Origin of the sequence: Pseudomonas citrullilanati (genome assembly GCF_030580855.1) — a bacterium.
Lineage (GTDB): Bacteria > Pseudomonadota > Gammaproteobacteria > Pseudomonadales > Pseudomonadaceae > Aquipseudomonas > Aquipseudomonas citrulli.
Map to the genome: position 1 here is coordinate 1 of NZ_JAUQOP010000019.1, position 20,676 is coordinate 20,676.

Below are 20,676 nucleotides of genomic sequence, written 5' to 3' on the forward strand. Positions count from 1 at the left end.
AATGTGATCTTTGGTCCGGTGATCCTAGGCCACGTCAACGCCAGGGACGCTAAAAACGGCTATGTTTCAATCAAAGTGTCACCTATGTGAATGCACTTTTTTGTAACCCATGTGGTTGTCCCGTACATTGCCCCACCACCGGGCACCTCGCCTGCGGCTCGGTGTTCCCTCACTCCGGCATTGCTCCGTGGGCCCGCCGCGAAGGGCCATCCATGGCCCAGCGCGGCTATCCCGGCCTCCATGCCGGGATGCCCACTGCGCAATGCCTGCGTTCGGCCCTTGTGGTTAATGGGGCTTTAAGATCAAAAGCCAAAGCCAAAGCCAAAGCCAAAGCTAAAGCCAAAGCCAAAGCTAAAGCTAAAGCCAGGGCGGGCACATATTCATATGCGCACATAGAACCACTGTGGGAGCGAGCTTGCTCGCGATGGCGGTTTTGGATTGAGTGCATATCCATTGCTGCGGTAACGGCTGCTTAGGGTTCCGCCCTTACGGCGGCTCACTTTTTTTCAAACGCCAAAAAAAGTAAGCAAAAAAGGCTTGCCCCACCACCGGGCACCTCGCCTGCGGCTCGGTGTTCCCTCACTCCGGCATTGCTCCGTGGGCCCGCCGCGAAGGGCCATCCATGGCCCAGCGCGGCTATCCCGGCCTCCATGCCGGGATGCCCACTGCGCAACGCCTGCGTTCGGCCCTTGTGGTTAATGGGGCTTTAAGATCAAAAGCCAAAGCCAAAGCCAAAGCCAGGGCGGGCACATATTCATATGCGCACATAGAACCACTGTGGGAGCGAGCCTGCTCGCGAAGGCGGTGGCACATTGAGCATTGATGCAAGCCTATCCACCGCCATCGCGAGCAAGCTCAGCTCCCACGCTGGATCTTCAGCGGGCAGAAAATTTATGTTCGGCACAGCCCCCCTGTGGGAGCGGGCTTGCTCGCGAAAGCGGTCGGTCAGCTTGCCTGGTGTTGGACGTGTCGGCCTCTTCGCGAGCTATCGCGAGCAGGCTCCTTCCTACAATTGGATCGCGGGGCAGCCAGAAAAGAGAAGTCGGCCGCAAGGCCACCTCGCTTTTGCCGTTGATCTGCTTTGCTTTGCTTTGCTTTTGATCTTGAAAGCCCCGTTAACCACAAGGGCCGAACGCCGGTGTTGCGCAGTGGGTATCCCGGCATGGATGCCGGGATAGCCGCGCTGGGCCATGGATGGCCCTTCGCGGCGGGCCCACGGAGCAATGCCGGCGTTCGGGAACACCGCGCCGCAGGCGAGGTGCCCAGTGGTGGGGCAAGGCGTTTTTGGTTATTTTTGGCTGGCCGGCATTCCGGGCCTTTTCCAAAAGTGACCCGCCATAAGGGCGGAACCCTAAGCCGCCGTTACCGCAGCAATGGATATGTACCCCGTAAAAAGATCCCGGCCGGCTATCAGATCGCCTCGCGAGCAAGCTTTGCTCCCACAGGTACTGTGATCGACTGATCATCGGCACCACAGGTACTGTGATCGACTGATCATTGGCACCACAGGTACCGTGATCGACTGATCATCAGCAACAGCAAGACCGTCAAATCCCCCAAACCCCCACAAACTCCCTGTAAACTCCGGCCTTTGCCCAGCACCCAGGGAGTCGGCAATGTCGGGTTCTATCCTATATATCCACGGCTTCAACAGCGCCCCCGCCTCGACCAAGGCCCGTCAACTCATCGACGTCATGGCGCGCCTGGGCCTGGGCGACCGGTTGCAAGTGCCAGCGCTGCATCATCACCCCCGCGAAGCCCTGGCCCAGTTGGAGCAGGCGATTGTGCAACTGGGGCGGCCGCTGCTGGTCGGCAGCTCGCTCGGCGGCTACTATGCGACTCACTTGGCCGAGCGCCACGGCCTCAAGGCCCTGTTGATCAACCCGGCCGTCAGCCCCCATCGGATGTTCGACGGCTACCTGGGCACGCAGAAGAATCTGTACACCGACGAGACCTGGGAGCTGACCCACGACCACGTCACGGCCCTGGCCGAGCTGGAAGTGCCGGCGCCGCAGGATCCGCAGCGGTATCAGGTGTGGTTGCAAACCGGTGATGAAACGCTGGATTATCGCCACGCCCAGCAGTATTACCGGGCCTGTGCGTTGCGCATCCAGGCCGGCGGCGACCACGGTTTCCAAGGGTTTGCCCGGCAGTTGCCGGCGTTGTTGAGTTTTGCCGGCATTGGCGCCGATTTGTACCAGGCGATCGACTTCACGTCGCTGTAAGCCATCGCCCCTTTTTCATTTGAACACTGACGACGAGACCCCATGGCCAATCCCAGCGCTAGCTCTTATAACGCAGACGCCATCGAAGTCCTCTCGGGCCTCGACCCGGTGCGCAAGCGCCCCGGCATGTACACCGACACCAGTCGGCCGAACCACCTCGCCCAGGAAGTCATCGACAACAGTGTCGACGAAGCCTTGGCCGGGCATGCCAAGTCGGTGCAGGTGATCCTGCACGCCGACCATTCCCTGGAAGTGTCCGACGACGGACGCGGCATGCCGGTGGACATCCACCCGGAAGAGGGCGTCTCGGGCGTCGAGCTGATCCTCACCAAGCTGCATGCCGGCGGCAAGTTCTCCAACAAGAACTACCAGTTCTCCGGCGGCCTGCACGGGGTGGGTATTTCCGTGGTCAACGCCTTGTCGACCCAGGTCCGGGTACGGGTCAAGCGTGACGGTAACGAATACCAGATGACGTTCGCCGATGGCTTCAAGGCCACCGAGCTGGAAGTGGTCGGCAGTGTCGGCAAGCGCAACACCGGGACCAGCGTGTATTTCGCCCCGGACCCGAAGTATTTCGATTCGCCGAAGTTTTCCGTCAGCCGCCTCAAGCACGTGCTCAAGGCCAAGGCCGTGTTGTGCCCGGGGCTGTTGGTCAGCTTCGAGGACAAGGGCAGCGGCGAGAAAGTCGAGTGGCATTACGAAGACGGCCTGCGCTCTTACCTGGTGGACGCGGTCAACGGTTTCGAACGCCTGCCCGACGAGCCGTTCTGCGGCAGCCTGGCGGGTAACAAGGAAGCCGTGGACTGGGCGCTGCTGTGGTTGCCCGAGGGCGGCGAGAGTGTCCAGGAAAGCTACGTCAACCTGATCCCCACCGCCCAGGGCGGGACCCACGTCAACGGCCTGCGCCAGGGCCTGCTGGATGCGATGCGCGAGTTCTGCGAGTTCCGCAACCTGCTGCCCCGTGGCGTGAAGCTGGCGCCGGAAGACGTCTGGGAGCGCATCGCGTTCGTCTTGTCGATGAAGATGCAGGAACCGCAGTTCTCCGGCCAGACCAAGGAGCGCCTGTCGTCCCGCGAAGCGGCGGCGTTTGTCTCCGGGGTGGTCAAGGACGCGTTCAGCCTGTGGCTCAACGCCAACCCGGAAACCGGCCTGGCGCTGGCGGAGCTGGCGATCAGCAACGCCGGTCGGCGCCTCAAGGCCAGCAAGAAGGTCGAGCGCAAGCGCATCACCCAGGGGCCGGCATTGCCGGGCAAGCTCGCCGACTGCGCCGGGCAGGACCCGATGCGTTCCGAGCTGTTCCTGGTGGAAGGTGATTCCGCCGGCGGTTCGGCCAAGCAGGCGCGGGACAAGGAATTCCAGGCGATCCTGCCGCTGCGGGGCAAGATCCTCAACACCTGGGAAGTGGACGGCAGTGAAGTGCTGGCCAGCCAGGAGGTGCACAACATCTCCGTGGCCATCGGCGTCGATCCGGGCGCCGAGGACATGAGCCAGCTGCGCTACGGCAAGATCTGCATCCTCGCCGACGCCGACTCCGACGGCCTGCACATCGCCACCTTGCTGTGCGCGCTGTTCGTCCAGCATTTCCGCCCGCTGGTGGACGCCGGCCATGTCTACGTCGCGATGCCGCCGCTGTACCGGATCGACCTGGGCAAGGACATCTATTACGCCCTGGACGAAGCCGAGCGCGACGGCATCCTCGATCGCCTGGTGGCCGAGAAGAAGCGCGGCAAGCCACAGGTCACCCGATTCAAGGGCCTGGGCGAGATGAACCCGCCGCAGCTGCGCGAAACCACCATGGACCCGAACACTCGTCGCCTGGTGCAATTGACCCTGGACGATTTCGCCGCGACGACGGAAATCATGGACATGTTGCTGGCGAAGAAACGCGCCGGTGATCGCAAGTCCTGGCTCGAATCCAAAGGTGACCTGGCCGAGGTGCTGGCCTGATGCGCAACGGGTTCGCCCTGGCGTTGTGGCTGTGGGCGGGGGTGGTTGTCGCCGGGCCGGCACCGGAGCTGAAATTGCTCTCCGAGCATGTCGTCGACGGCATGCGTGGTGGCAATCTGTCCGGGCTGGCGTTGTGCGCTGGCGACCTGTGGGCGGTGTCCGACCGCGACGATGACCGGATCTATCGCCTTACGCCTTCGGCGGCGGCCGTCTGGCCGGCCGAGGTGGTCGACATCGAGGTGCCGCCGGTACCGGACAGCGGCTTGCCCTGGGGCTTGAGCTCGCGCACCTGGGCGGCGTCGTTCCTGCGCGGCGGCGAACTGGATTTCGAAGGCATCAGTTGCGACAGCGCCGGCAATCGCTACGTGGTCAGCGAGTCCCATGCCGCCGTCTTGCAGGTGCCGGTGTCGGGCGCTCCCTCCTGGTTGAAGATTGCCCCGACGATGATTCGCCAGGCCCGGGCCAGTGGCATGTTGTTGCATTTCAATGCGCTGTTCGAAGGCCTGGCGATCAACCCGGCGGGGGACCAGTTGTGGTTGGCGGCCGAGCGTGAGCGGCGTGGCCTGGTGCTGATCAAGCGTCAGCAAACGGTGTGGGATTGCGACGGCAATTGCGTGTTGTTGAGCGAAGCGGGGCAAGAGATGCAGCCGCCGCAGTTCCCCGATGCCAAGGCCGTGTCGCGGGATTTCGCCGACCTGTCGCTGTTCAATGGCAAGCTGTTCACCCTGGAGCGCAATGCGTTCCAGGTCTGCCGGCGGGATGCCCAGACCGCCAAGGTCGAGCGCTGCTGGTCCTTCGCCGCCGAAGCGTTGCAGGACAAGCGCCGCTACGCCCAGGCCTACGGGCTGGCCGAAGCCCTGGTGGTGGACGCCGAGGGGGCGTGGATCGGTCTGGACAACAACGACGGTGCACGGGTTGATGGCGAGCGACGACCGATCATCTGGCGCTTCGCCGCGCCGGACGGTGGCTGGAGTGCCGCGCCATGAGCCAGCAGGCGCCGGGCAAGCGCGCCGGGCGGGTGCTGATGATCCTGGCCTGGTGCGCGGCCCTGTTCCTGGCGACACGCTTCTTTGCCGTGGTGGAGCAGCGCCAGCAGAACCCCAATACGCAAGTGTATTCGCAACGGGGCGAAGGCTTCATCGAGGTGAAGCTGGTGGGCAATGCCCAGGGGCATTTCGTCGCCAGCGGCCATATCAATGGCCAACCGGTGGATTTCATGCTCGACACCGGCGCCACGGACGTGGCGATTCCTGTGGAGCTGGCCGAGCGCCTGAAGCTGGAAAAAGGATTCGGCGTGACGTTGAGTACCGCCAACGGTTTGAGCGAGGGCTATCGCACTCGCCTCGACCGGTTGCAATTGGGCGACATCGTCTTGCGCGATGTCCGTGCCCTGGTGGCCCCAGGCCTGGGTGGCACGCAGGTGCTGCTGGGCATGAGCGCCCTGAACAAACTTGAATTTACCCAGCGCGACGGCACCATGCTGCTGCGCCAGACAACGAACTGATGAGGCCCGCATGAGCGACATTCTTGCAGACAGCTTAGACGGCGTGGAACGCCGGTCGCTGGCTGACTTCACCGAAAATGCCTACCTCAATTACTCCATGTACGTGATCATGGACCGTGCCTTGCCGCACATCGGCGACGGCCTGAAGCCAGTCCAGCGGCGGATCGTCTATGCCATGAGCGAGCTGGGGCTGGACGCCGATTCCAAGCACAAGAAGTCGGCGCGCACCGTCGGTGACGTGCTCGGCAAGTTCCACCCCCACGGCGACTCGGCCTGCTACGAGGCCATGGTGCTGATGGCCCAGCCGTTCAGCTATCGCTACACATTGGTGGACGGGCAGGGCAACTGGGGGGCGCCGGACGATCCCAAGTCGTTCGCGGCGATGCGCTACACCGAGGCGCGGTTGTCGCGCTATTCCGAAGTGCTGCTCAGCGAACTGGGCCAGGGCACCGCGGACTGGGGCCCGAACTTCGACGGCACCCTCGACGAACCCCTGGTGTTGCCGGCACGTTTGCCGAACATCCTTCTCAATGGCACCACCGGCATCGCCGTCGGCATGGCCACGGACGTGCCGCCGCACAACCTGCGGGAAGTCGCCACGGCCTGCGTGCGCCTGCTCGACGAGCCGAAAGCCACGGTGGAGCAGCTCTGCGAACATATCCAGGGCCCGGACTACCCGACCGAAGCGGAGATCATCACCCCGCGCGCCGACCTGGTGAAAATCTACGAAACCGGTCGCGGTTCGGTGCGCATGCGCGCCGTGTACCACATCGAGGACGGCGACATCATCGTCACCGCACTGCCGCACCAGGTCTCCGGCGCCAAGGTGCTGGAGCAGATTGCCGCGATGATGCAGGCAAAACCGTCGAAAGCGCCGCAAGTGGCCGACCTGCGCGACGAGTCCGACCACGAAAACCCTTGCCGTATCGTGATCATCCCGGTCAACAGCCGGGTCGACCATGAGGCGTTGATGCAGCACCTGTTCGCCAGCACCGACCTGGAGACCAGCTATCGGGTCAACATCAACATCATTGGCCTGGATGGCAAGCCGCAGTTGAAGAACCTGCGGGCGCTGCTGGTGGAATGGCTGGAGTTCCGGGTCAAGACCGTGCGCCGACGCCTGCAATTTCGCCTGGACAAGGTCGAGCGGCGCCTGCACCTGTTGGATGGCTTGCTGATCGCTTACCTCAACCTGGACGAGGTGATCCACATCATCCGCACCGAGGAGCATCCGAAGGCCAGCCTGATCGCACGCTTCGACCTGAGCGAGATCCAGGCCGACTACATCCTCGACACCCGCCTGCGGCAGTTGGCGCGGCTGGAAGAGATGAAGCTGCGGGCCGAGCAGGACGAGTTGCTCAAGGAGCAGGCCAAGCTGCAAGCCCTGCTGGGCAGCGAAGCCAAGCTCAAGAAGCTGGTGCGCGCCGAATTGCTCAAGGACGCCGAGACCTACGGCGACGACCGCCGTTCGCCTATCGTCGAGCGTGCCGAAGCCAAGGCATTGACCGAACACGATCTGCTGCCGAACGAGAAAGTGACCGTCGTGCTGTCGGAAAAAGGTTGGGTCCGCTCCGCCAAGGGCCATGATATCGATGCGACGGGGCTTTCCTACAAGGCCGGGGATGGTTTCAAGGCCTTGGCCGCTGGGCGTTCCAACCAGTTCGCGGTGTTTATCGATTCCACCGGGCGCAGTTATTCGGTACCCGCCCACACGCTGCCTTCGGCCCGTGGCCAGGGCGAGCCGCTGACCGGACGATTAACGCCACCGCCGGGTGCAACTTTTGAATGCGTGCTGATGCCTGATGATGATGGGCTGTACGTGATTGCGTCGGACGCAGGCTACGGCTTCGTGGTCAAGGGCGAGGACCTGCAAGCCAAGAACAAGGCGGGCAAGGCATTGTTGAGCCTGCCGAACAACGCCAAGGTGATTGCGCCGCGCCCGGTGGCCGATCGCGAGAACAACTGGTTGGCGTCGGTGACCACCGAAGGCCGGTTGTTGGTCTTCAAGATCAGCGACTTGCCACAATTGGGTAAAGGCAAAGGTAATAAGATCATCGGGATTTCCGGCGAACGGGTGGCGAGCCGTGAGGAATATGTCACGGATATTGCAGTGTTGCCGGAGGGCGCCACGCTTGTGCTGCAGGCTGGAAAGCGTACGCTCTCGTTGAAAGCAGACGATCTTGAGCATTACAAGGGTGAACGCGGTCGGCGGGGCAACAAGCTTCCGAGGGGTTTCCAGCGAGTCGATGCACTGCTCGTCGAAAACTTGAATTAGGCGTGCTAGAGGGCTCGGTCTGCGATTAAAAGCCGCAGGCCGATGCTTTCGCGCTGGAGTCGGAACGCATATTCACGGATGATAGGCCCTTTCAAGCGCCGGCGTGGCCGAGCGTTCTTCATAATGACCGAGTACTTTTTCACTGTGGCAAGCCTTGTGGCTGCCACCTGGATGGAACGATGACTGCTCTGCGCCTTCCTATTTTATGGCTCGCCGGCCTGCTTGGCCTGGCGGGTTGCAGCGTCCATCAGCCGGTGTCGCTGTATCAACTCGACAGCGGGACCCCCGCCCAGCCCGCGCAAAGCACAGGCATGGCGGTATTGTTGGGGCCGGTTTTGATTGCCGATTACCTGCAACGCGAAACCCTGTTGCAACGCCAGCCGGACGGCAGCCTGCAGGCTGCCACGGACGGTCGCTGGGCCGGCAGCCTGTCGTCGGACATCGACCAGTTGCTGCTGCGCCAGGTCGCCGGGCAACTGGACAGCCAGCGCGTCGTGCTGGCGCCAGCCACCCAGGGCTTCACCCCGGACGTCCAGGTGCTGCTGTCGATCACTCGCCTGGACTCGGGCAAGACCCAGCCGGCGGTGCTCGATGCCCAGTGGCGCTTGATCGACCGTCGGGGCAAGGTTCGCGAGAACCGCATCGTGCACCTGCAAGAGCAGCATGCCGGGACAACGGCGGCGCAGGTCCAGGCCCAGGGCGTGCTGCTGCAACGCCTGGCCGAGCAATTGTCGACGTCCCTCAAGCCGTTGGCCAACCAGCCTCCCATCGTCGAGTCGCCGCGCAAGACCGCACCGACCCAGGCCAAGCCCGCCGCACCGGAAAAATCGCCGAAGATCCCGATGGCCCTGCCGATCCGCACGGACATGGAAGTGTTCAGGTTTTGACGGCTGCACCGATGTGAAGCAAAGCCCGCGTTGATGCGGGCTTTGTTGTTTCTACCCGTTGGATTTCCGGGGGCTGGGCCGCCCCTATCGCGATCAAGCTCGCTCCCACAGAATATTTGTACGCCACAGATCCCAATGTGGGAGCGAGCTTGCTCGCGATAGCGGCGCTGAAGGCTACAAAAAAGCCCGCAGACAATCACTCGTCTGCGGGCTTCGTCATTTCAGTGGCCGGGACTCAGGCCTGGCGCTCGTGCATCCGCGCCAGTTGCCGCTCCAGCATCGACGGATAAGGCTCCATCAAACGCTCCACGCAGCATGCGCCTTCAGGGCTGGCGATGGGGCGGATGCGGGCGCGTTGGCGGATCAGCGCGTCGTCGTTGATCTTGCGCTCCACCAGCAACAGGTTGCGGCTGTGTTGCGACAACGCCAGGGCGTCCTGGGCGGTTTCGGTCAGCAGCAGGTCGATCTGGCTAAGGCCGAACAGGCCATCGCCCAGGGTCAGGCCCAATTGCAGTTGCAGGGTGATGCCGCTGTCGGCGACCTCGATCTGCAACTGGTGGCCCAGCGCCCGCAGCAACTCGCCACAGCAAATGGCGTTGGTCAGGTAGTCGTCGCCGCTGTCCTCGGTGTGGAACAGCATCAGCGTGCTGCCATCGTTCAAGGTGTGCAGTTCGCCCTGGTAGAGCGACGCGGCCTGGTCGAGGCAGTCGCGGTAGCGTTCGAGCAATTCCTTCAGGCGTGCCTGGGGCAGGCGTCGCAGTTGGTCCTGGGCGCCCAATTGCACGGCCAGTACGGCGCTGTGCTGGGGCTGGTTCGCAACGACAGGCCTGGCGAGCGGCTTTGCTTCGCTGCCGATCGACTCGTCGCGCAGGTCGGCGAAGGCGTCGTCGTCCTCGTCGTCTTCCACCGTGCGCACCACATGACGGGGCGTCGGCCTGGCGGCGGGCATCGGCGGGCTTTCGTCGAAGCCGGGATCGCGCAGGTTGCGCACTTCGAAGCCCGGCTCGGCCTCGTCTTCGTCGATGTAGTCGAGCTCTTCGGGCTCGGGCACGGGGGCCGGTTCCGGGGCGAAGCTGGCGTGCAGTTGCCGGGCCAGGTCGCCGATCTCGTCCTGGCGCTGGGTGGCCGGGGTGTGTTCGTCGATGTCCCGCAGCCACACCCGCAATTGCAACAGCGGCGTGGAGATATGGCGGCCCAGGCGCAGGCTCAAGGCCAGCGCCAGCGCCAGCAGGATCGCGCTGAGGATGCCCATGCTTTGCAGGCTGATGGTCATCGGCTGCTGGAACTGGTCCATGTCCAGGCTGATGCGCAGTTGCCCGGCCGTCACGTCCTGGAAGGTGATCTTGCTCTGGTACATGCCGCCGGACTCGCCCAGCAGGCCCGGCTTGGGCCGCTGGCCGGCCTCGGCGAGGATGCGGTTGTCGACGCTGTAGATGGCCGCGTGGGCCACCAGCTTGTTCTTGGTCAGGTTGTTGAGCAGCACGTTGAGGCTGAGGATGTCGTTGGACACCAGCAGCTCGGTGGCGGACGTGGCGGTCTGGGTGGTCAGGCTTTCACCCAGGGCATCGGCCTGCTCGTGCATCGCCTGCTTGAACTGCAGGCCCATCACGCAGGCATAGATGACCAGGGCCAGTGCGACCAGGATCACGTTATGGCTGGCGATGCGCAATGCGATCGGCACGCGACGGTGGCGCAGTGCACGGAAGATCAGCAGGAAGAAGTTGTCGGTTTTGACTGGCGTGGGCCGGTTCACTGAGCTCGGCTCTTTGTCCGTGAAATTGACGCGCAGTATAGCGACAGGCCCATGACCGGCAAAGCACTGGCGGTGCCCGATGGTCACTGAATGTGGGTAGAATGCGGTTTTTTTCCACCTGCGGGGGTGCGCCTTGCGCGAAATCGTCCTGATAAACATCACTGGCAGCGACCGTCCGGGTCTGACTGCGGCCATTACCGGCGTCCTGGCCCAAGGTGGTGTGAACATTCTCGACATCGGTCAGGCGGTGATCCACGACACCCTGTCGTTCGGCATCCTGGTTGAAATCCCGGACGCCGAACACAGCAAGTCGGTGCTCAAGGACATCCTGTTCACCGCCCACAAGCTTGACCAGCAGGTCCGTTTCACCCCGGTTTCCGAGGCCGACTACCAGCATTGGGTCGCCGGCCAGGGCAAGAAGCGCCACATCGTGACCCTGCTGACCCGCAAGGTCACCGCCGAGCAATTGCAACGCGTCAGCTCGATCACCGCCCAATATGGGCTGAACATCGACCATATCGACCGCCTGTCCGGGCGCATGCCATTGGACACCCCGGCCGACAAGGGCAAGGGCTGCATCGAGTTTTCCGTGCGCGGCGAACCGGCCGATCCCCAGGCGCTGCGGGCCGAGTTCCTCAGCGTGGCCCAGGAGCTGAATGTCGACATCGCCTTCCAGGAAGATTCGCTGTTCCGCCGCAACCGTCGCCTGGCGGTGTTCGACATGGACTCGACGCTGATCGAGGCCGAGGTCATCGATGAGCTGGCCAAGGCCGCTGGCGTGGGCGACAAGGTCTCGGCCATCACCGAACGGGCGATGGCCGGCGAGCTGGATTTTCGCGCCAGCTTCAAGGAACGCCTGGCGCTGCTGCAAGGCCTGGATGTCAGCGTGCTGGACGCCATCGGGGCCTCCCTGCGCCTGACCGAAGGCGCCGAGACCCTGTTCGCCGAACTCAAGCGCCTGGGCTACAAGACCGCCATCCTGTCCGGCGGCTTCACTTACTTCGCCAAGCAATTGCAGGCCAAGCTCGGCATCGACTACGTGTTCGCCAACGAGCTGGAAGTGGTGGACGGCAAGGTGACCGGCGTGGCCGTCGAGCCGATCGTCGACGCCCAGCGCAAGGCCGACCTGCTGCGTGAGCTGGCGCACAAGGAAGGCTTGCGCCTGGAACAGACCATCGCCGTGGGCGACGGCGCCAACGACCTGCCGATGCTGGCGATCGCGGGCCTGGGCGTGGCGTTCCGCGCCAAGCCGCTGGTCAAGCAGTCGGCCCGCCAGGCCATCTCGACCTTGGGGCTGGATGGGGTGCTGTACCTGCTGGGCTTCAGGGATCGCGACGGGCAGCTCTGAGTCTGTCGCAATCTTTGTGGCGCTAGCTGTGGGAGCAAGGCTTGCCCGCGATAAACGATAACGCGGTCTATAGAAAACGCGGTGCCTGCATCGCGAGCAAGCTTTGCTCCCACAGAGAGTCTCTATTCACATTTGCTCCCACAGAGAGTCTCTCTTCACATTTGCCCCCACAGAGAGTCTCTCTTCACATTTGCTCCCACAGAGCGTTCTCTCTTCACAAAGGGTTCCGCGTTGGCTGTTTAAAGCGACTTCCACAACGAATCGAAATCCCCTTCCTGATCCCCGCCATCCCCGGCCTCGGCCGAGTCTTCGGGGTGATATGAAAACTGATTGAAGCTGTGGGTGCTGGTCACGCGCCGGTCCAGGCCGGCGCGGCGTTCCTGGCCGTTGGTGTTGATCAGCACGCGCTGGCCCTCCTGGAAGGGCAGGCGCGGGGCGATCATGGTCGGCGGCAGATCGATGGCGCTGATCTCCGGGAGCAGCAGCCCCCGCAGGTAGTGGCCGTGCTCGTTCTCTTCGCGCACCAATTGCAACCCGCAGGGCTGGGCATAAGGTGCGACCAGTTCGATCCCCATCTGCATGGCGCCGTTGCGCACCTGGCGGATCCAGCGCACGACCGCGATGCTCCAGGATTGGTCGCTGGCGTCCCGGATGCCGATCATTTCCCCGGCTTGCAACTGCTCCGGCACCTCTTTCGGCCACCCCAGGCAGTAGCCACCCGGGCTGTGGTTGATGATGGGCAGGTCGTAGGTGGGGAAGTCTTGCTGGCGGTCGGAGCTGTTGCCGTCGTCGTCGGACGGATTGGCCGGGTACTCGATTTCCTCGTAGGGCAGCATGTCGTTGTCGCCCGTGGGCGCGGCATCGAAGGCCTGGCCCCAGGTATCGTTGCTTTTGGTTGGCGACGCTTCGAATCGAGCCTTGCGCGTGGTGGGCTTCTTCAGGATCTCGCTGAACGAACGCTCGCCGCCCAGGTAGTAGTGCAGCGCGCTCATGCCCACGCACAGCGTCAATGTCCCGTTGCCTTCCATGCGCTGGAAGCTGCGCTCGGCGGCTTCGCCCCAGGCGGCTTGCAGGTGGTTCAAGGTGTCGGTGTTCATGCCGGACGGCACCGGGAGGGCCTGGTCGGCCGGTTGCTCCAGGTGGGTGGCGATCATGCGCACCAGCGGTTGCGGATCGAAGCCCTGCAGCGTCGGCTGCTGCTCGGCGCGGAACTTGGAGCGGTAGCGCGGCCCGACATCCAGTTCCGGCGCGACGGCGAACAGGCTGGTGCCTGTGCTGGCAGGGTCGAGCCTGACCCACGGGCTCCACGCTTCCAGGACCTCGGCCAGGCGCGCGATCTGGCCCTGGCGCAGCTGATTGCTGCGCGAGGCGCCCAGCAACAGGGCGACGATGTAGGTTTGCTCAGGGCTCAATTGATGGACCTGGCTGGCCAGTTCGTCGCTCACGCTTTGCTGCTGCAAGCGGTGTTGGCAGGCGATCCGGTACAGCTGGTGCAAATCGAGCCACAAGCCTTCGGGCACCGGGCTGTAGAGTTGGCTGGCGCGGATCAGCGGGCCGTCGAGGGCATGCATGGCGCGTTGCAACGCGGTGCTGAGCAGGCGGGCCCGGTCCTTGGTGTACTTCGACGCAATGCGCGCCACGATCTGCTTGTAGCCCATCGCCAGGTGGGTTTGCAGGGCCTGGCACAGGTTGACGATCTTGCGCGAGCGGTCATCCAGCACGATGGCCTGTTGCAGGAAGTGTCGCTCCAGGTGCTTGCAGACGTAATACACCTCGGGCCGCAACAGTTCGAGCAATTGCAGGCGATTGTCGCTGGGGGTGAGCAACTGGTTGAGTTCGCCGAGGGCCTGGTAGAGCAGGCGGGCGGTTTCGCCGATGTTGGCCTTGGGCAGGTTGGCGATCCAGCGCTTGAGGTCCCGCGGCGTGGCCTCGCAGAACGACAGGCGTGGTTGCGTCGGGGTCAGTACGCGCAACAGCTGGAGAGGGCTGGTCTCATTCATGCCGTGGTCGGGCTCCGGCGGGAAATGAAAAGGATGTGTCCAACTCTAGCAGTTGAGAGGCAGGCGTGTTGCCCTGAATGTGGTGTGGGAGCAAAGCGTGCTCGCGATGCAGGCGCCGCGATTTTCAGATCGCGTTATCGTTCATCGCGAGCAAGCCTTGCTCCCACAAGACTTGCACTACAGGCCTGCTTCAACGAGCAAGCGATGAATCAGGCTTTCGGCAGCGCCAGGCCCTGGCCCATCTGTACCGGCGAGCCGGCCACGAGTGACTCGGCCCATTTCACCTGGTTCGGCCCGAACAGCACGATGGCGGTGGAACCCAGCTTGAAGCGCCCCAGTTCGGCGCCTTTTTCCAGATGGATCGGGGCACGGGCCGCTTCATCGTAGCGGAACGTCTTCAGCTCACGCTTGGGCGGTGTGACCAGGCCGGCCCAGACGGTTTCGATCGAGGCGACGATCATCGCACCCACCAGCACCACGGCCATCGGCCCGCGTTCGGTGTCGAAGATGCACGCCACGCGCTCGTTGCGGGCGAACAGTTCCGGGACGTTTTCGGCGGTGGTCTGGTTCACCGAGAAAATCCGCCCGGGAATGTACACCATCTCCCGCAGGGTGCCGGCCAGTGGCATGTGCACGCGGTGGTAGTCTTTCGGGGACAGGTAGATCGTGGCGAAATCGCCGCCCATGAACGGCGCGGCATTGGCCGCGTCACCGCCCAGCAGTTCCAGCACGCTGAAGCTGTGGCCCTTGGCCTGGAACACCCGGCCATGCTCGATCGGGCCAAGCTGGCTGACGGCGCCATCGGCCGGGCAGAGGATCGCGCCGGGGGTGTCGTCCAGCGGCCGCGCGCCGTCCTTCAGGGCGCGGGTGAAGAACGCGTTGAAGTGTTCGTAGGCGGTCAGGTCTTCCACCAGGGCCTGGGACATGTCCACTTGATAGCGCTTGGCGAACCATGCGGTGAAAGCATTCTTGAACCAGCGCACGCGGCATTCGGCGATGCAGCCGGCCAACCGCGACAGCAGGTGGTGGGGCAGCAGGTACTGAGAGAGGATGAACAAACGGTTTTTCATTAACTGTCCTTAAGAACCTTCAACGTTCGATGGGCGTGTTGGGGTGGTTGCCCCATTCGCCCCAGGAACCGGCATAGCCTTTGACCCGCGGATAACCGAGCGCCTTGGCCACCAGATAGGTGAAGCCAGAACGATGGTGGGTCTGGCAGTGGGTGATGATTTCCTTGTCGGGCGTGATGCCCAGTCGTTCGAGGACCTGCGGCATGTCCTTGCGGATGCGCAGGCTGCGCGCCGGGTCCATGCCGGCCGTCCATTCGAAATTGACCGCGCCGGGAATATGCCCGCCCCTGGCCGCGACGACTTTCTCGCCGGAGTACTCCAGCGGGCCGCGGGCGTCCCAGATGGCCAGGTCGACGGCCCCGAGGCGACTTTGCAGGTACTCGCGGGTGGCGGTTGGGCCGTCGTGCAGCGTCAGGCTCACCCGGTCGGCGACGGGCGCGGGCGTTTCAGTGGACACCGGCAGGCCTTCGTCCAGCCATGCCAGCAGGCCGCCGTCGAGGTAGTGGTAGCGGTTGTGGCCGATCACGTCCAGCAGCCAGATGAACCGCCCGGCCCAGCCGCCGCCTTCGTCGTCGTAGACCACGTACACCGCGTCCGGGTTGTGCCCGAGTTCGCTGAACAGGGCTTCCAGGTCGGCCTTGGCCGGCAACAGGCCCGGCGCCGGTGGCTGGCCCAGCTGCGTGCGCTTGGGGTCGACGAAGCGGGCGCCGGGAATGTGTCCGGTGCTGTAGCGGGCGGCGCTGGTCAGGTCCACCAGGATCAGTTCGCGGGCATCGAGGCGAGCCAGCAGCTCGCTCGGCTCGATCACCAGCGGCAAGCCAGAGAAGTCAGGCATGTGAGGTCTCCAGGGGCGCAAAGGGAAAGGATTGTAGCAAGTTCAACGGCCCCGGTTGGTAAAGGTATGCAGGGCCCTTTCGATGCATTGCACGGTTTTGCCGAAGGCTTGCACGGTGACGTCCGAGAAGGGGCCGCCACCCTGGTCCACCACGACGAGCATGATCACCCGGCCGTTGCAGGTCAGCGAGCGCAACAGCAGGTGCTCGCCCTTGAACAGGGCGCGCAAGCCCGGCGGCAGCAATGCGGAAAACTGCGCGTTGTTGTCCGGGTTGAGGCGAACCTGGGCCTGTTGGGCCAGCAATCGTTGCAGGACCTTGCTCTGGGCGATGGGAAAACTCATCGCCGCGACGTCTTTCGGCAGGCCGGCGGTCTGGTGCACGCGTACGCTGGTCTGGCTGCGGTCGGCCATCAGGATCATCACCCGGCGCATGCCGCAGGCCACCAGCACGTCGCGCGCCGAGGTGGTCAGGTGCATGGCGTTGCTGAACGGGCTCGGCTCCACCAGCAACGCCGAGCATTGCTTGCGCCACTGGCTCAGGTCCACGGCGCTGGACGGGCTCGCCGACGACTGGCCGGGCTGCACGCGGCGGCTGCCCCAGGGCCAGATCAGGGCCTCGGCCGGATGCCAGAGGTCGGGCATGGCATGCTGGCGGGCGCTGTTGGCGGCTTGTTGGTGCAGTTGCTGTTGGACCTCATCCATCGACATCTGCAGATACAAACTGGTGAGGTACTGCCAACGGAACAGGTGGGGCGAGTCCCAGGCCTGGTGCGCGGAAAGGGCCAGGCCGTTGGCCAGCAGCACGGTGTTGGCCGGCTGATTGAGCCAGCGCCGCAAGGTCGGGTCGTCGTCCAGGCGATTCTGCTGGCGCAACGGGTGCGCGCTGTCCCGGGCGATGCGCAGCACCTTTACCAGTTCGCGGCGCTCGTTGAGCAGCAGGCGGTAGCCTTGCGCCACCCAGATGGGCAGGCGCCAGGCTTCCACCACGCCCAGGCAGATCTCCAGCAGGCCGACGCCGAACAGTTCGCGCTCGACCTTGCTGGCCGACTGGCCTTTGTGGATCACCCGCAGCTCCCACTCCCCGAGCAGGCGCGGGTGCGTCAGGGCCAGGGGCCAGAGCGGCGACAGGAACAACAGGCTGCCCCAGTGTATGTCCTGCCACAACCGCGCCAGGCGGCTGGAGAAAAAACCGTTGGCCTGTTGCGTGGCGTGCTGGCTGATCAGTTGCAACTGGCGCAGGGTCGCGGGGATCTGCTGCTCGGGCAGCGAGGGCAGGCGCGCGAGCAGTTCCTCGGTGCGCTTGAGGCCGAGGCGGTTGAGGGCGACTTCGAGGTTTTCCGCCGCTTCGGCGAGGCTGCCATGGGCATGATGGTTGGCTTCGCGGATGACGCTCAGGGCCAGGGCAGGGCTTTCCTGCATCAGCTCGGCGATGTCGCGCAGCGAGCGACGGCTGTCGCCCAGCGCCTTGCACACCAGGTCGTGGCTGGCCTGGGGTACCGGCAGGTGGACCCCCTGGAGCAGCTTGACCCAGCCTTCGAGGGTGGTCGGTCTTGGAGTTGGGACGTTCGTTACATTAGCCATGGTTGGACGCGATCTTCACATGAATTATCTACGCCCGGAACGGGGCAAATTGGCTTTTCGCCGGAACTGGCTATAGTCTGGCGCAGTTTTGCCGATAAGTAGAAGAAGAGATTTTCCAGCTTCCGAATATGACCTTGAACCCGACTTAAATAAGTACTTTCTATCTATGGCTAAAATTATCGGCATCATTGTCGTGTTCGCGAGCGTGCTCGGCGGATACGTGCTTTCCCATGGCAAGATTGCCGCCCTGATCCAGCCTTTCGAGGTGATGATCATCGGTGGCGCGGCCCTTGGCGCATTCTTGCAGGCCAACCCCGGCTACATGACCATGCACGTGGTCAAGAAATCCCTGAGCATGTTCAGCTCGCGCTTCAGCCACACCTTCTACCTGGAGGTGCTGGGGCTGGTGTACGAGATCCTCAACAAAAGCCGCCGCGAAGGCATGATGGCGATCGAAGGCGACATCGAGGATGCCGCCGCCAGCCCGATTTTCGCCAAGTACCCGGCGGTGCTCAAGGACGCCCGCATGACGGCGTTCATCTGTGATTACCTGCGCATCATGTCGTCCGGCAACATGGCCCCCCATGAGCTGGAAGGCCTGTTCGACATGGAACTGTACAGCCTCAAGGAAGACCTGGAGCATCCGTCCCATGCGGTCACCGGCGTCGCCGACGCCATGCCGGGCTTCGGTATCGTCGCGGCGGTACTGGGTATCGTGGTGACCATGGCGTCCCTGGGCGACGGCGACCAGAAGTCCATCGGCCTGCACGTGGGTGCGGCGTTGGTGGGGACCTTCTTCGGTATCCTGGCCGCGTATGGTTTCTTCGGCCCCCTGGCCACTTCCCTGTCCCATGACGCCAAGGAAGAACTGAACGTGTACGAGGCCATCAAGGCTTCCCTGGTGGCCTCGGCCTCGGGCATGCCGCCGTCGCTGGCGGTGGAGTTCGGCCGCAAGGTCCTGTACCCGGCGCACCGTCCGAGCTTCGCCGAGCTGGAACAAGCGGTGCGCGGTCGCTAAGCCATGGAGAACAACCAGCCGATCATCATCAAGCGTGTCAAGCGCATAGCCGCTGGACACCACGGGGGCGCCTGGAAAATCGCCTTCGCCGACTTCGCGACGGCGATGATGGCGTTCTTCCTGGTGCTGTGGCTGCTGTCCACGGCCACGCCGGAACAGAAGATCGCCATCGCCGGTTATTTCAAGGACCCGGTCGGCTTCTCCGAAAGCGGCACGCCCTACATCATCGACCTGGGCGGTTCGCCGACCCTGGCGCCGGAAAACACCCTCAACCCTGAGGTCAAGTCCCAGCCGCAGCCCGACAAGGTGACGGTGGATTCCGAGCAGGTCGAGGGCATGGCCGAGCAGGTCGAGCGCGAACGCCTGGAATTGCTGTTGCAGGAATTGCAGAACAAGGTGGATGAGAACCCGCAGCTGCAGAAATTCAAGGACCAGATCCTGTTCGAAATCACGCCGAACGGCCTGCGCATCCAGATCACCGATGCCGAGAACCGGCCGATGTTCGATTCCGGCAGCGCGCGCCTGAAACCGTATTTCGAAGACATCCTGCTGGCCATGGCCGACACCATCAAGGCGGTGCCGAACAAGATCAGCATCAGCGGTCACACCGACGCCAAGCCGTACAGTGGCAAGGGTGACTTCGGTAACTGGGAGCTCTCCGCCAACCGTGCCAACGCGGCGCGTCGCGCCCTGGTGGCCGGCAGCTATCCGGACGAGCAGGTGGCGCGGGTGGTCGGCTATGCCTCCTCGGCGTTGTTCGATCGCCAGGACCCGTTCAACCCGGTCAACCGGCGTATCGATATCGTGGTGCTGACCCGCAAGGCTCAAAAAGCCATCGAAGGTTCGCAAACCAACGACCCGGCGCCAGACCCCGCTCCGGGCCAGGGCGCCCCGGGCGAGGTCCCGGCAACGCCACCCGGCGCGGCGGCGGACCCGAACGCATTGCCGGCGGACCAGCAACCGGTGCAGGCCCACGAGCTGCGCGAACGGTTGAACCTGTTCGACGATGCTGCGCCGAAACCGCCAGCGACGCCTGGGCAGTGACCTGAGGTTTGTCGACGGACCTGTGGCGAGGGGATTTATCCCCGCTGGGCGCGAAGCGACCCCTTCGTATCCTGGATAACAGATAAATACAGGGGGCTGCTTCGCAGCCCAGCGGGGATAAATCCCCTCGCCACAACAGCTTCTTCAACAGGTGGCTAGTAGCTGCTTTCCGGCAAGCTGGCGATGATCGAGCGGTAGCTGTTCATCCGTTGCTGGTGCACGCGGCCTTCTTCCAGGGCCTTGAGCAGGGCGCAGCCGGGTTCGCGGTCGTGCTTGCAGTCGCGGAAGCGGCAGGTGCCGATCAGTTCGTTGAACTCGATGAAGCCGGCCTCCACGTCGGCCCGGCTGACATGGCCCAGGCCGAATTCGCGGATGCCCGGCGAGTCGATCAGTTCGCCGCCGCCCGGGAAGTGGAACAAGCGGGCGGTGGTGGTGGTGTGGGTACCCTGGCCGGACAGTTCGGACAGCGGCCCGACACGGGTCTCGACGTCCGGCAACAGGCTGTTGACCAGCGACGACTTGCCGACGCCGGACTGGCCGACGAACACGCTGATGCGCCCGTCCAGTTGCCGTTGCAACTGCTCCATGCCGTTGCCGTGGTGGGCCGAGACTTCCAGCACCGGATAACCCAGGTCCCGGTAGACCGACAGCAGGGCGTTCAGTGCCGGGGCGTTGTGTTCGTCGATCAGGTCGAATTTGTTCAGCAGCAGCAAAGGCCGGATGCCGGCGTGCTCGGCGGCCACCAGGTAGCGGTCGATCAGGTTGGCGTGGGGCTCGGGCAGCGGCGCGAACACGATGACGATCATGTCGACGTTGGCCGCCACGGGCTTGAGCTGGCCGCGACTGTCCGGCCGGCACAGTTCGGTGTGGCGCGGCAATTGCGCCACGATCACGCCGATGCCCTGGTTGCCGGCGCGCCAGACCACCTGGTCGCCGGTGACCAGCGCTGGCAGGTTGGCCCGCAGGTGGCAGCGGAACACCTGGCCGGCCAACTCGCCTTCGCGGGCCTCGACCTCCACTTGCACACCGAAATGCGCGATCACCAGGCCGGTCTGTTCAGGACCCAGGTCACCACCCTCCAGGGCCTCGACAGCGCTGGATTCGCGTTTGGCGGCGCGGGCAGCGCGCTCGCCCTGGATCTTTTCGATGCGCCAGTTCTGACGACGATTGAGTTGGCGTTTGGCCATGG

General features: G+C 63.9%; 15 protein-coding genes. 9 read left to right on the forward strand and 6 right to left on the reverse strand.

Going from position 1 to position 20,676, the window contains the following annotated elements; genetic code table 11:
• Positions 1 to 1,616: 1,616 nt before the first annotated feature.
• The 6 genes from Q6A48_RS14200 (at position 1,617) to Q6A48_RS14225 (ending at position 8,838) form a co-directional block, all read left to right on the forward strand.
• Positions 1,617 to 2,225: a YqiA/YcfP family alpha/beta fold hydrolase gene (locus Q6A48_RS14200; RefSeq protein WP_304554740.1), complete on the forward strand. Its 609-nt coding sequence runs from the start codon at positions 1,617 to 1,619 to the stop codon at positions 2,223 to 2,225.
• Positions 2,226 to 2,267: 42 nt separating this feature from the next.
• A complete protein-coding gene (gene parE, locus Q6A48_RS14205) occupies positions 2,268 to 4,172 on the forward strand; it encodes a DNA topoisomerase IV subunit B (protein ID WP_304554741.1) in 1,905 nt (634 codons plus the stop codon).
• The gene (locus Q6A48_RS14210; RefSeq protein ID WP_304554742.1) at positions 4,172 to 5,158 is read left to right on the forward strand and encodes an esterase-like activity of phytase family protein; all 987 of its coding nucleotides are present in this window, start codon (positions 4,172 to 4,174) and stop codon (positions 5,156 to 5,158) included. The genes parE and Q6A48_RS14210 overlap by 1 nt, the downstream gene beginning before the upstream one ends.
• The gene (locus tag Q6A48_RS14215) at positions 5,155 to 5,676 is read left to right on the forward strand and encodes a retropepsin-like aspartic protease family protein (protein ID WP_304554743.1); all 522 of its coding nucleotides are present in this window, start codon (positions 5,155 to 5,157) and stop codon (positions 5,674 to 5,676) included. The genes Q6A48_RS14210 and Q6A48_RS14215 overlap by 4 nt, the downstream gene beginning before the upstream one ends.
• Before the next feature lie 10 nt (positions 5,677 to 5,686).
• The gene (gene parC, locus Q6A48_RS14220; protein ID WP_304554744.1) at positions 5,687 to 7,951 is read left to right on the forward strand and encodes a DNA topoisomerase IV subunit A; all 2,265 of its coding nucleotides are present in this window, start codon (positions 5,687 to 5,689) and stop codon (positions 7,949 to 7,951) included.
• Positions 7,952 to 8,130: 179 nt separating this feature from the next.
• Entirely contained in the window at positions 8,131 to 8,838 is a 708-nt protein-coding gene (locus Q6A48_RS14225; RefSeq protein WP_304554745.1) for a PqiC family protein, read from the forward strand.
• Between the two features lie 235 nt (positions 8,839 to 9,073).
• Here Q6A48_RS14225 and Q6A48_RS14230 read toward each other — a convergent pair whose 3' ends face one another.
• Positions 9,074 to 10,591 (reverse strand): AhpA/YtjB family protein, encoded by a 1,518-nt coding sequence (locus tag Q6A48_RS14230; RefSeq protein WP_304554746.1) that lies wholly within the window; start codon positions 10,589 to 10,591, stop codon positions 9,074 to 9,076.
• A gap of 133 nt (positions 10,592 to 10,724) precedes the next feature.
• On the opposite strand from Q6A48_RS14230, the gene serB reads away from it, so the two are divergent.
• A complete protein-coding gene (serB, locus tag Q6A48_RS14235; RefSeq protein ID WP_304554747.1) occupies positions 10,725 to 11,939 on the forward strand; it encodes a phosphoserine phosphatase SerB in 1,215 nt (404 codons plus the stop codon).
• A 239-nt stretch (positions 11,940 to 12,178) separates the two neighbouring features.
• On the opposite strand, the gene Q6A48_RS14240 is transcribed toward serB, so the two are convergent.
• The 4 genes from Q6A48_RS14240 to Q6A48_RS14255 form a co-directional block, all read right to left on the reverse strand.
• On the reverse strand, positions 12,179 to 13,939 hold the full coding sequence (locus tag Q6A48_RS14240) for a cyclic-di-GMP receptor FimW-related protein (protein ID WP_304554748.1): 1,761 nt from the start codon (positions 13,937 to 13,939) through the stop codon (positions 12,179 to 12,181).
• Between the two features lie 209 nt (positions 13,940 to 14,148).
• On the reverse strand, positions 14,149 to 15,009 hold the full coding sequence (gene asd, locus Q6A48_RS14245; RefSeq protein ID WP_304554749.1) for an archaetidylserine decarboxylase: 861 nt from the start codon (positions 15,007 to 15,009) through the stop codon (positions 14,149 to 14,151).
• A 19-nt stretch (positions 15,010 to 15,028) separates the two neighbouring features.
• A complete protein-coding gene (locus Q6A48_RS14250; protein ID WP_304554750.1) occupies positions 15,029 to 15,844 on the reverse strand; it encodes a rhodanese-like domain-containing protein in 816 nt (271 codons plus the stop codon).
• A gap of 42 nt (positions 15,845 to 15,886) precedes the next feature.
• Positions 15,887 to 17,425, reverse strand: coding sequence for an HDOD domain-containing protein (locus tag Q6A48_RS14255; RefSeq protein WP_304554751.1), 1,539 nt, complete (start codon positions 17,423 to 17,425; stop codon positions 15,887 to 15,889).
• Between the two features lie 166 nt (positions 17,426 to 17,591).
• On the opposite strand from Q6A48_RS14255, the gene motA reads away from it, so the two are divergent.
• Positions 17,592 to 18,443: a flagellar motor stator protein MotA gene (motA, locus tag Q6A48_RS14260; RefSeq protein ID WP_304554752.1), complete on the forward strand. Its 852-nt coding sequence runs from the start codon at positions 17,592 to 17,594 to the stop codon at positions 18,441 to 18,443.
• Positions 18,444 to 18,446: 3 nt separating this feature from the next.
• Entirely contained in the window at positions 18,447 to 19,487 is a 1,041-nt protein-coding gene (gene motB, locus Q6A48_RS14265) for a flagellar motor protein MotB (protein ID WP_304554753.1), read from the forward strand.
• Positions 19,488 to 19,642: 155 nt separating this feature from the next.
• On the opposite strand, the gene rsgA is transcribed toward motB, so the two are convergent.
• Entirely contained in the window at positions 19,643 to 20,674 is a 1,032-nt protein-coding gene (gene rsgA / locus Q6A48_RS14270; RefSeq protein ID WP_304554754.1) for a small ribosomal subunit biogenesis GTPase RsgA, read from the reverse strand.
• Positions 20,675 to 20,676: the final 2 nt, after the last annotated feature.

Bases quoted from the DNA above. Each gene is read 5' to 3' on its own strand.
- Q6A48_RS14200 (WP_304554740.1), top strand. From the start codon at position 1,617: ATGTCGGGTTCTATCCTATATATCCACGGCTTCAACAGCGCCCCCGCC.
- parE (WP_304554741.1), top strand. From the start codon at position 2,268: ATGGCCAATCCCAGCGCTAGCTCTTATAACGCAGACGCCATCGAAGTC.
- Q6A48_RS14210 (WP_304554742.1), top strand. From the start codon at position 4,172: ATGCGCAACGGGTTCGCCCTGGCGTTGTGGCTGTGGGCGGGGGTGGTT.
- Q6A48_RS14215 (WP_304554743.1), top strand. From the start codon at position 5,155: ATGAGCCAGCAGGCGCCGGGCAAGCGCGCCGGGCGGGTGCTGATGATC.
- parC (WP_304554744.1), top strand. From the start codon at position 5,687: ATGAGCGACATTCTTGCAGACAGCTTAGACGGCGTGGAACGCCGGTCG.
- Q6A48_RS14225 (WP_304554745.1), top strand. From the start codon at position 8,131: ATGACTGCTCTGCGCCTTCCTATTTTATGGCTCGCCGGCCTGCTTGGC.
- Q6A48_RS14240 (WP_304554748.1), bottom strand. From the start codon at position 13,939: ATGAATGAGACCAGCCCTCTCCAGCTGTTGCGCGTACTGACCCCGACG.
- asd (WP_304554749.1), bottom strand. From the start codon at position 15,009: ATGAAAAACCGTTTGTTCATCCTCTCTCAGTACCTGCTGCCCCACCAC.
- Q6A48_RS14250 (WP_304554750.1), bottom strand. From the start codon at position 15,844: ATGCCTGACTTCTCTGGCTTGCCGCTGGTGATCGAGCCGAGCGAGCTG.
- Q6A48_RS14255 (WP_304554751.1), bottom strand. From the start codon at position 17,425: ATGGCTAATGTAACGAACGTCCCAACTCCAAGACCGACCACCCTCGAA.
- motA (WP_304554752.1), top strand. From the start codon at position 17,592: ATGGCTAAAATTATCGGCATCATTGTCGTGTTCGCGAGCGTGCTCGGC.
- motB (WP_304554753.1), top strand. From the start codon at position 18,447: ATGGAGAACAACCAGCCGATCATCATCAAGCGTGTCAAGCGCATAGCC.
- rsgA (WP_304554754.1), bottom strand. From the start codon at position 20,674: ATGGCCAAACGCCAACTCAATCGTCGTCAGAACTGGCGCATCGAAAAG.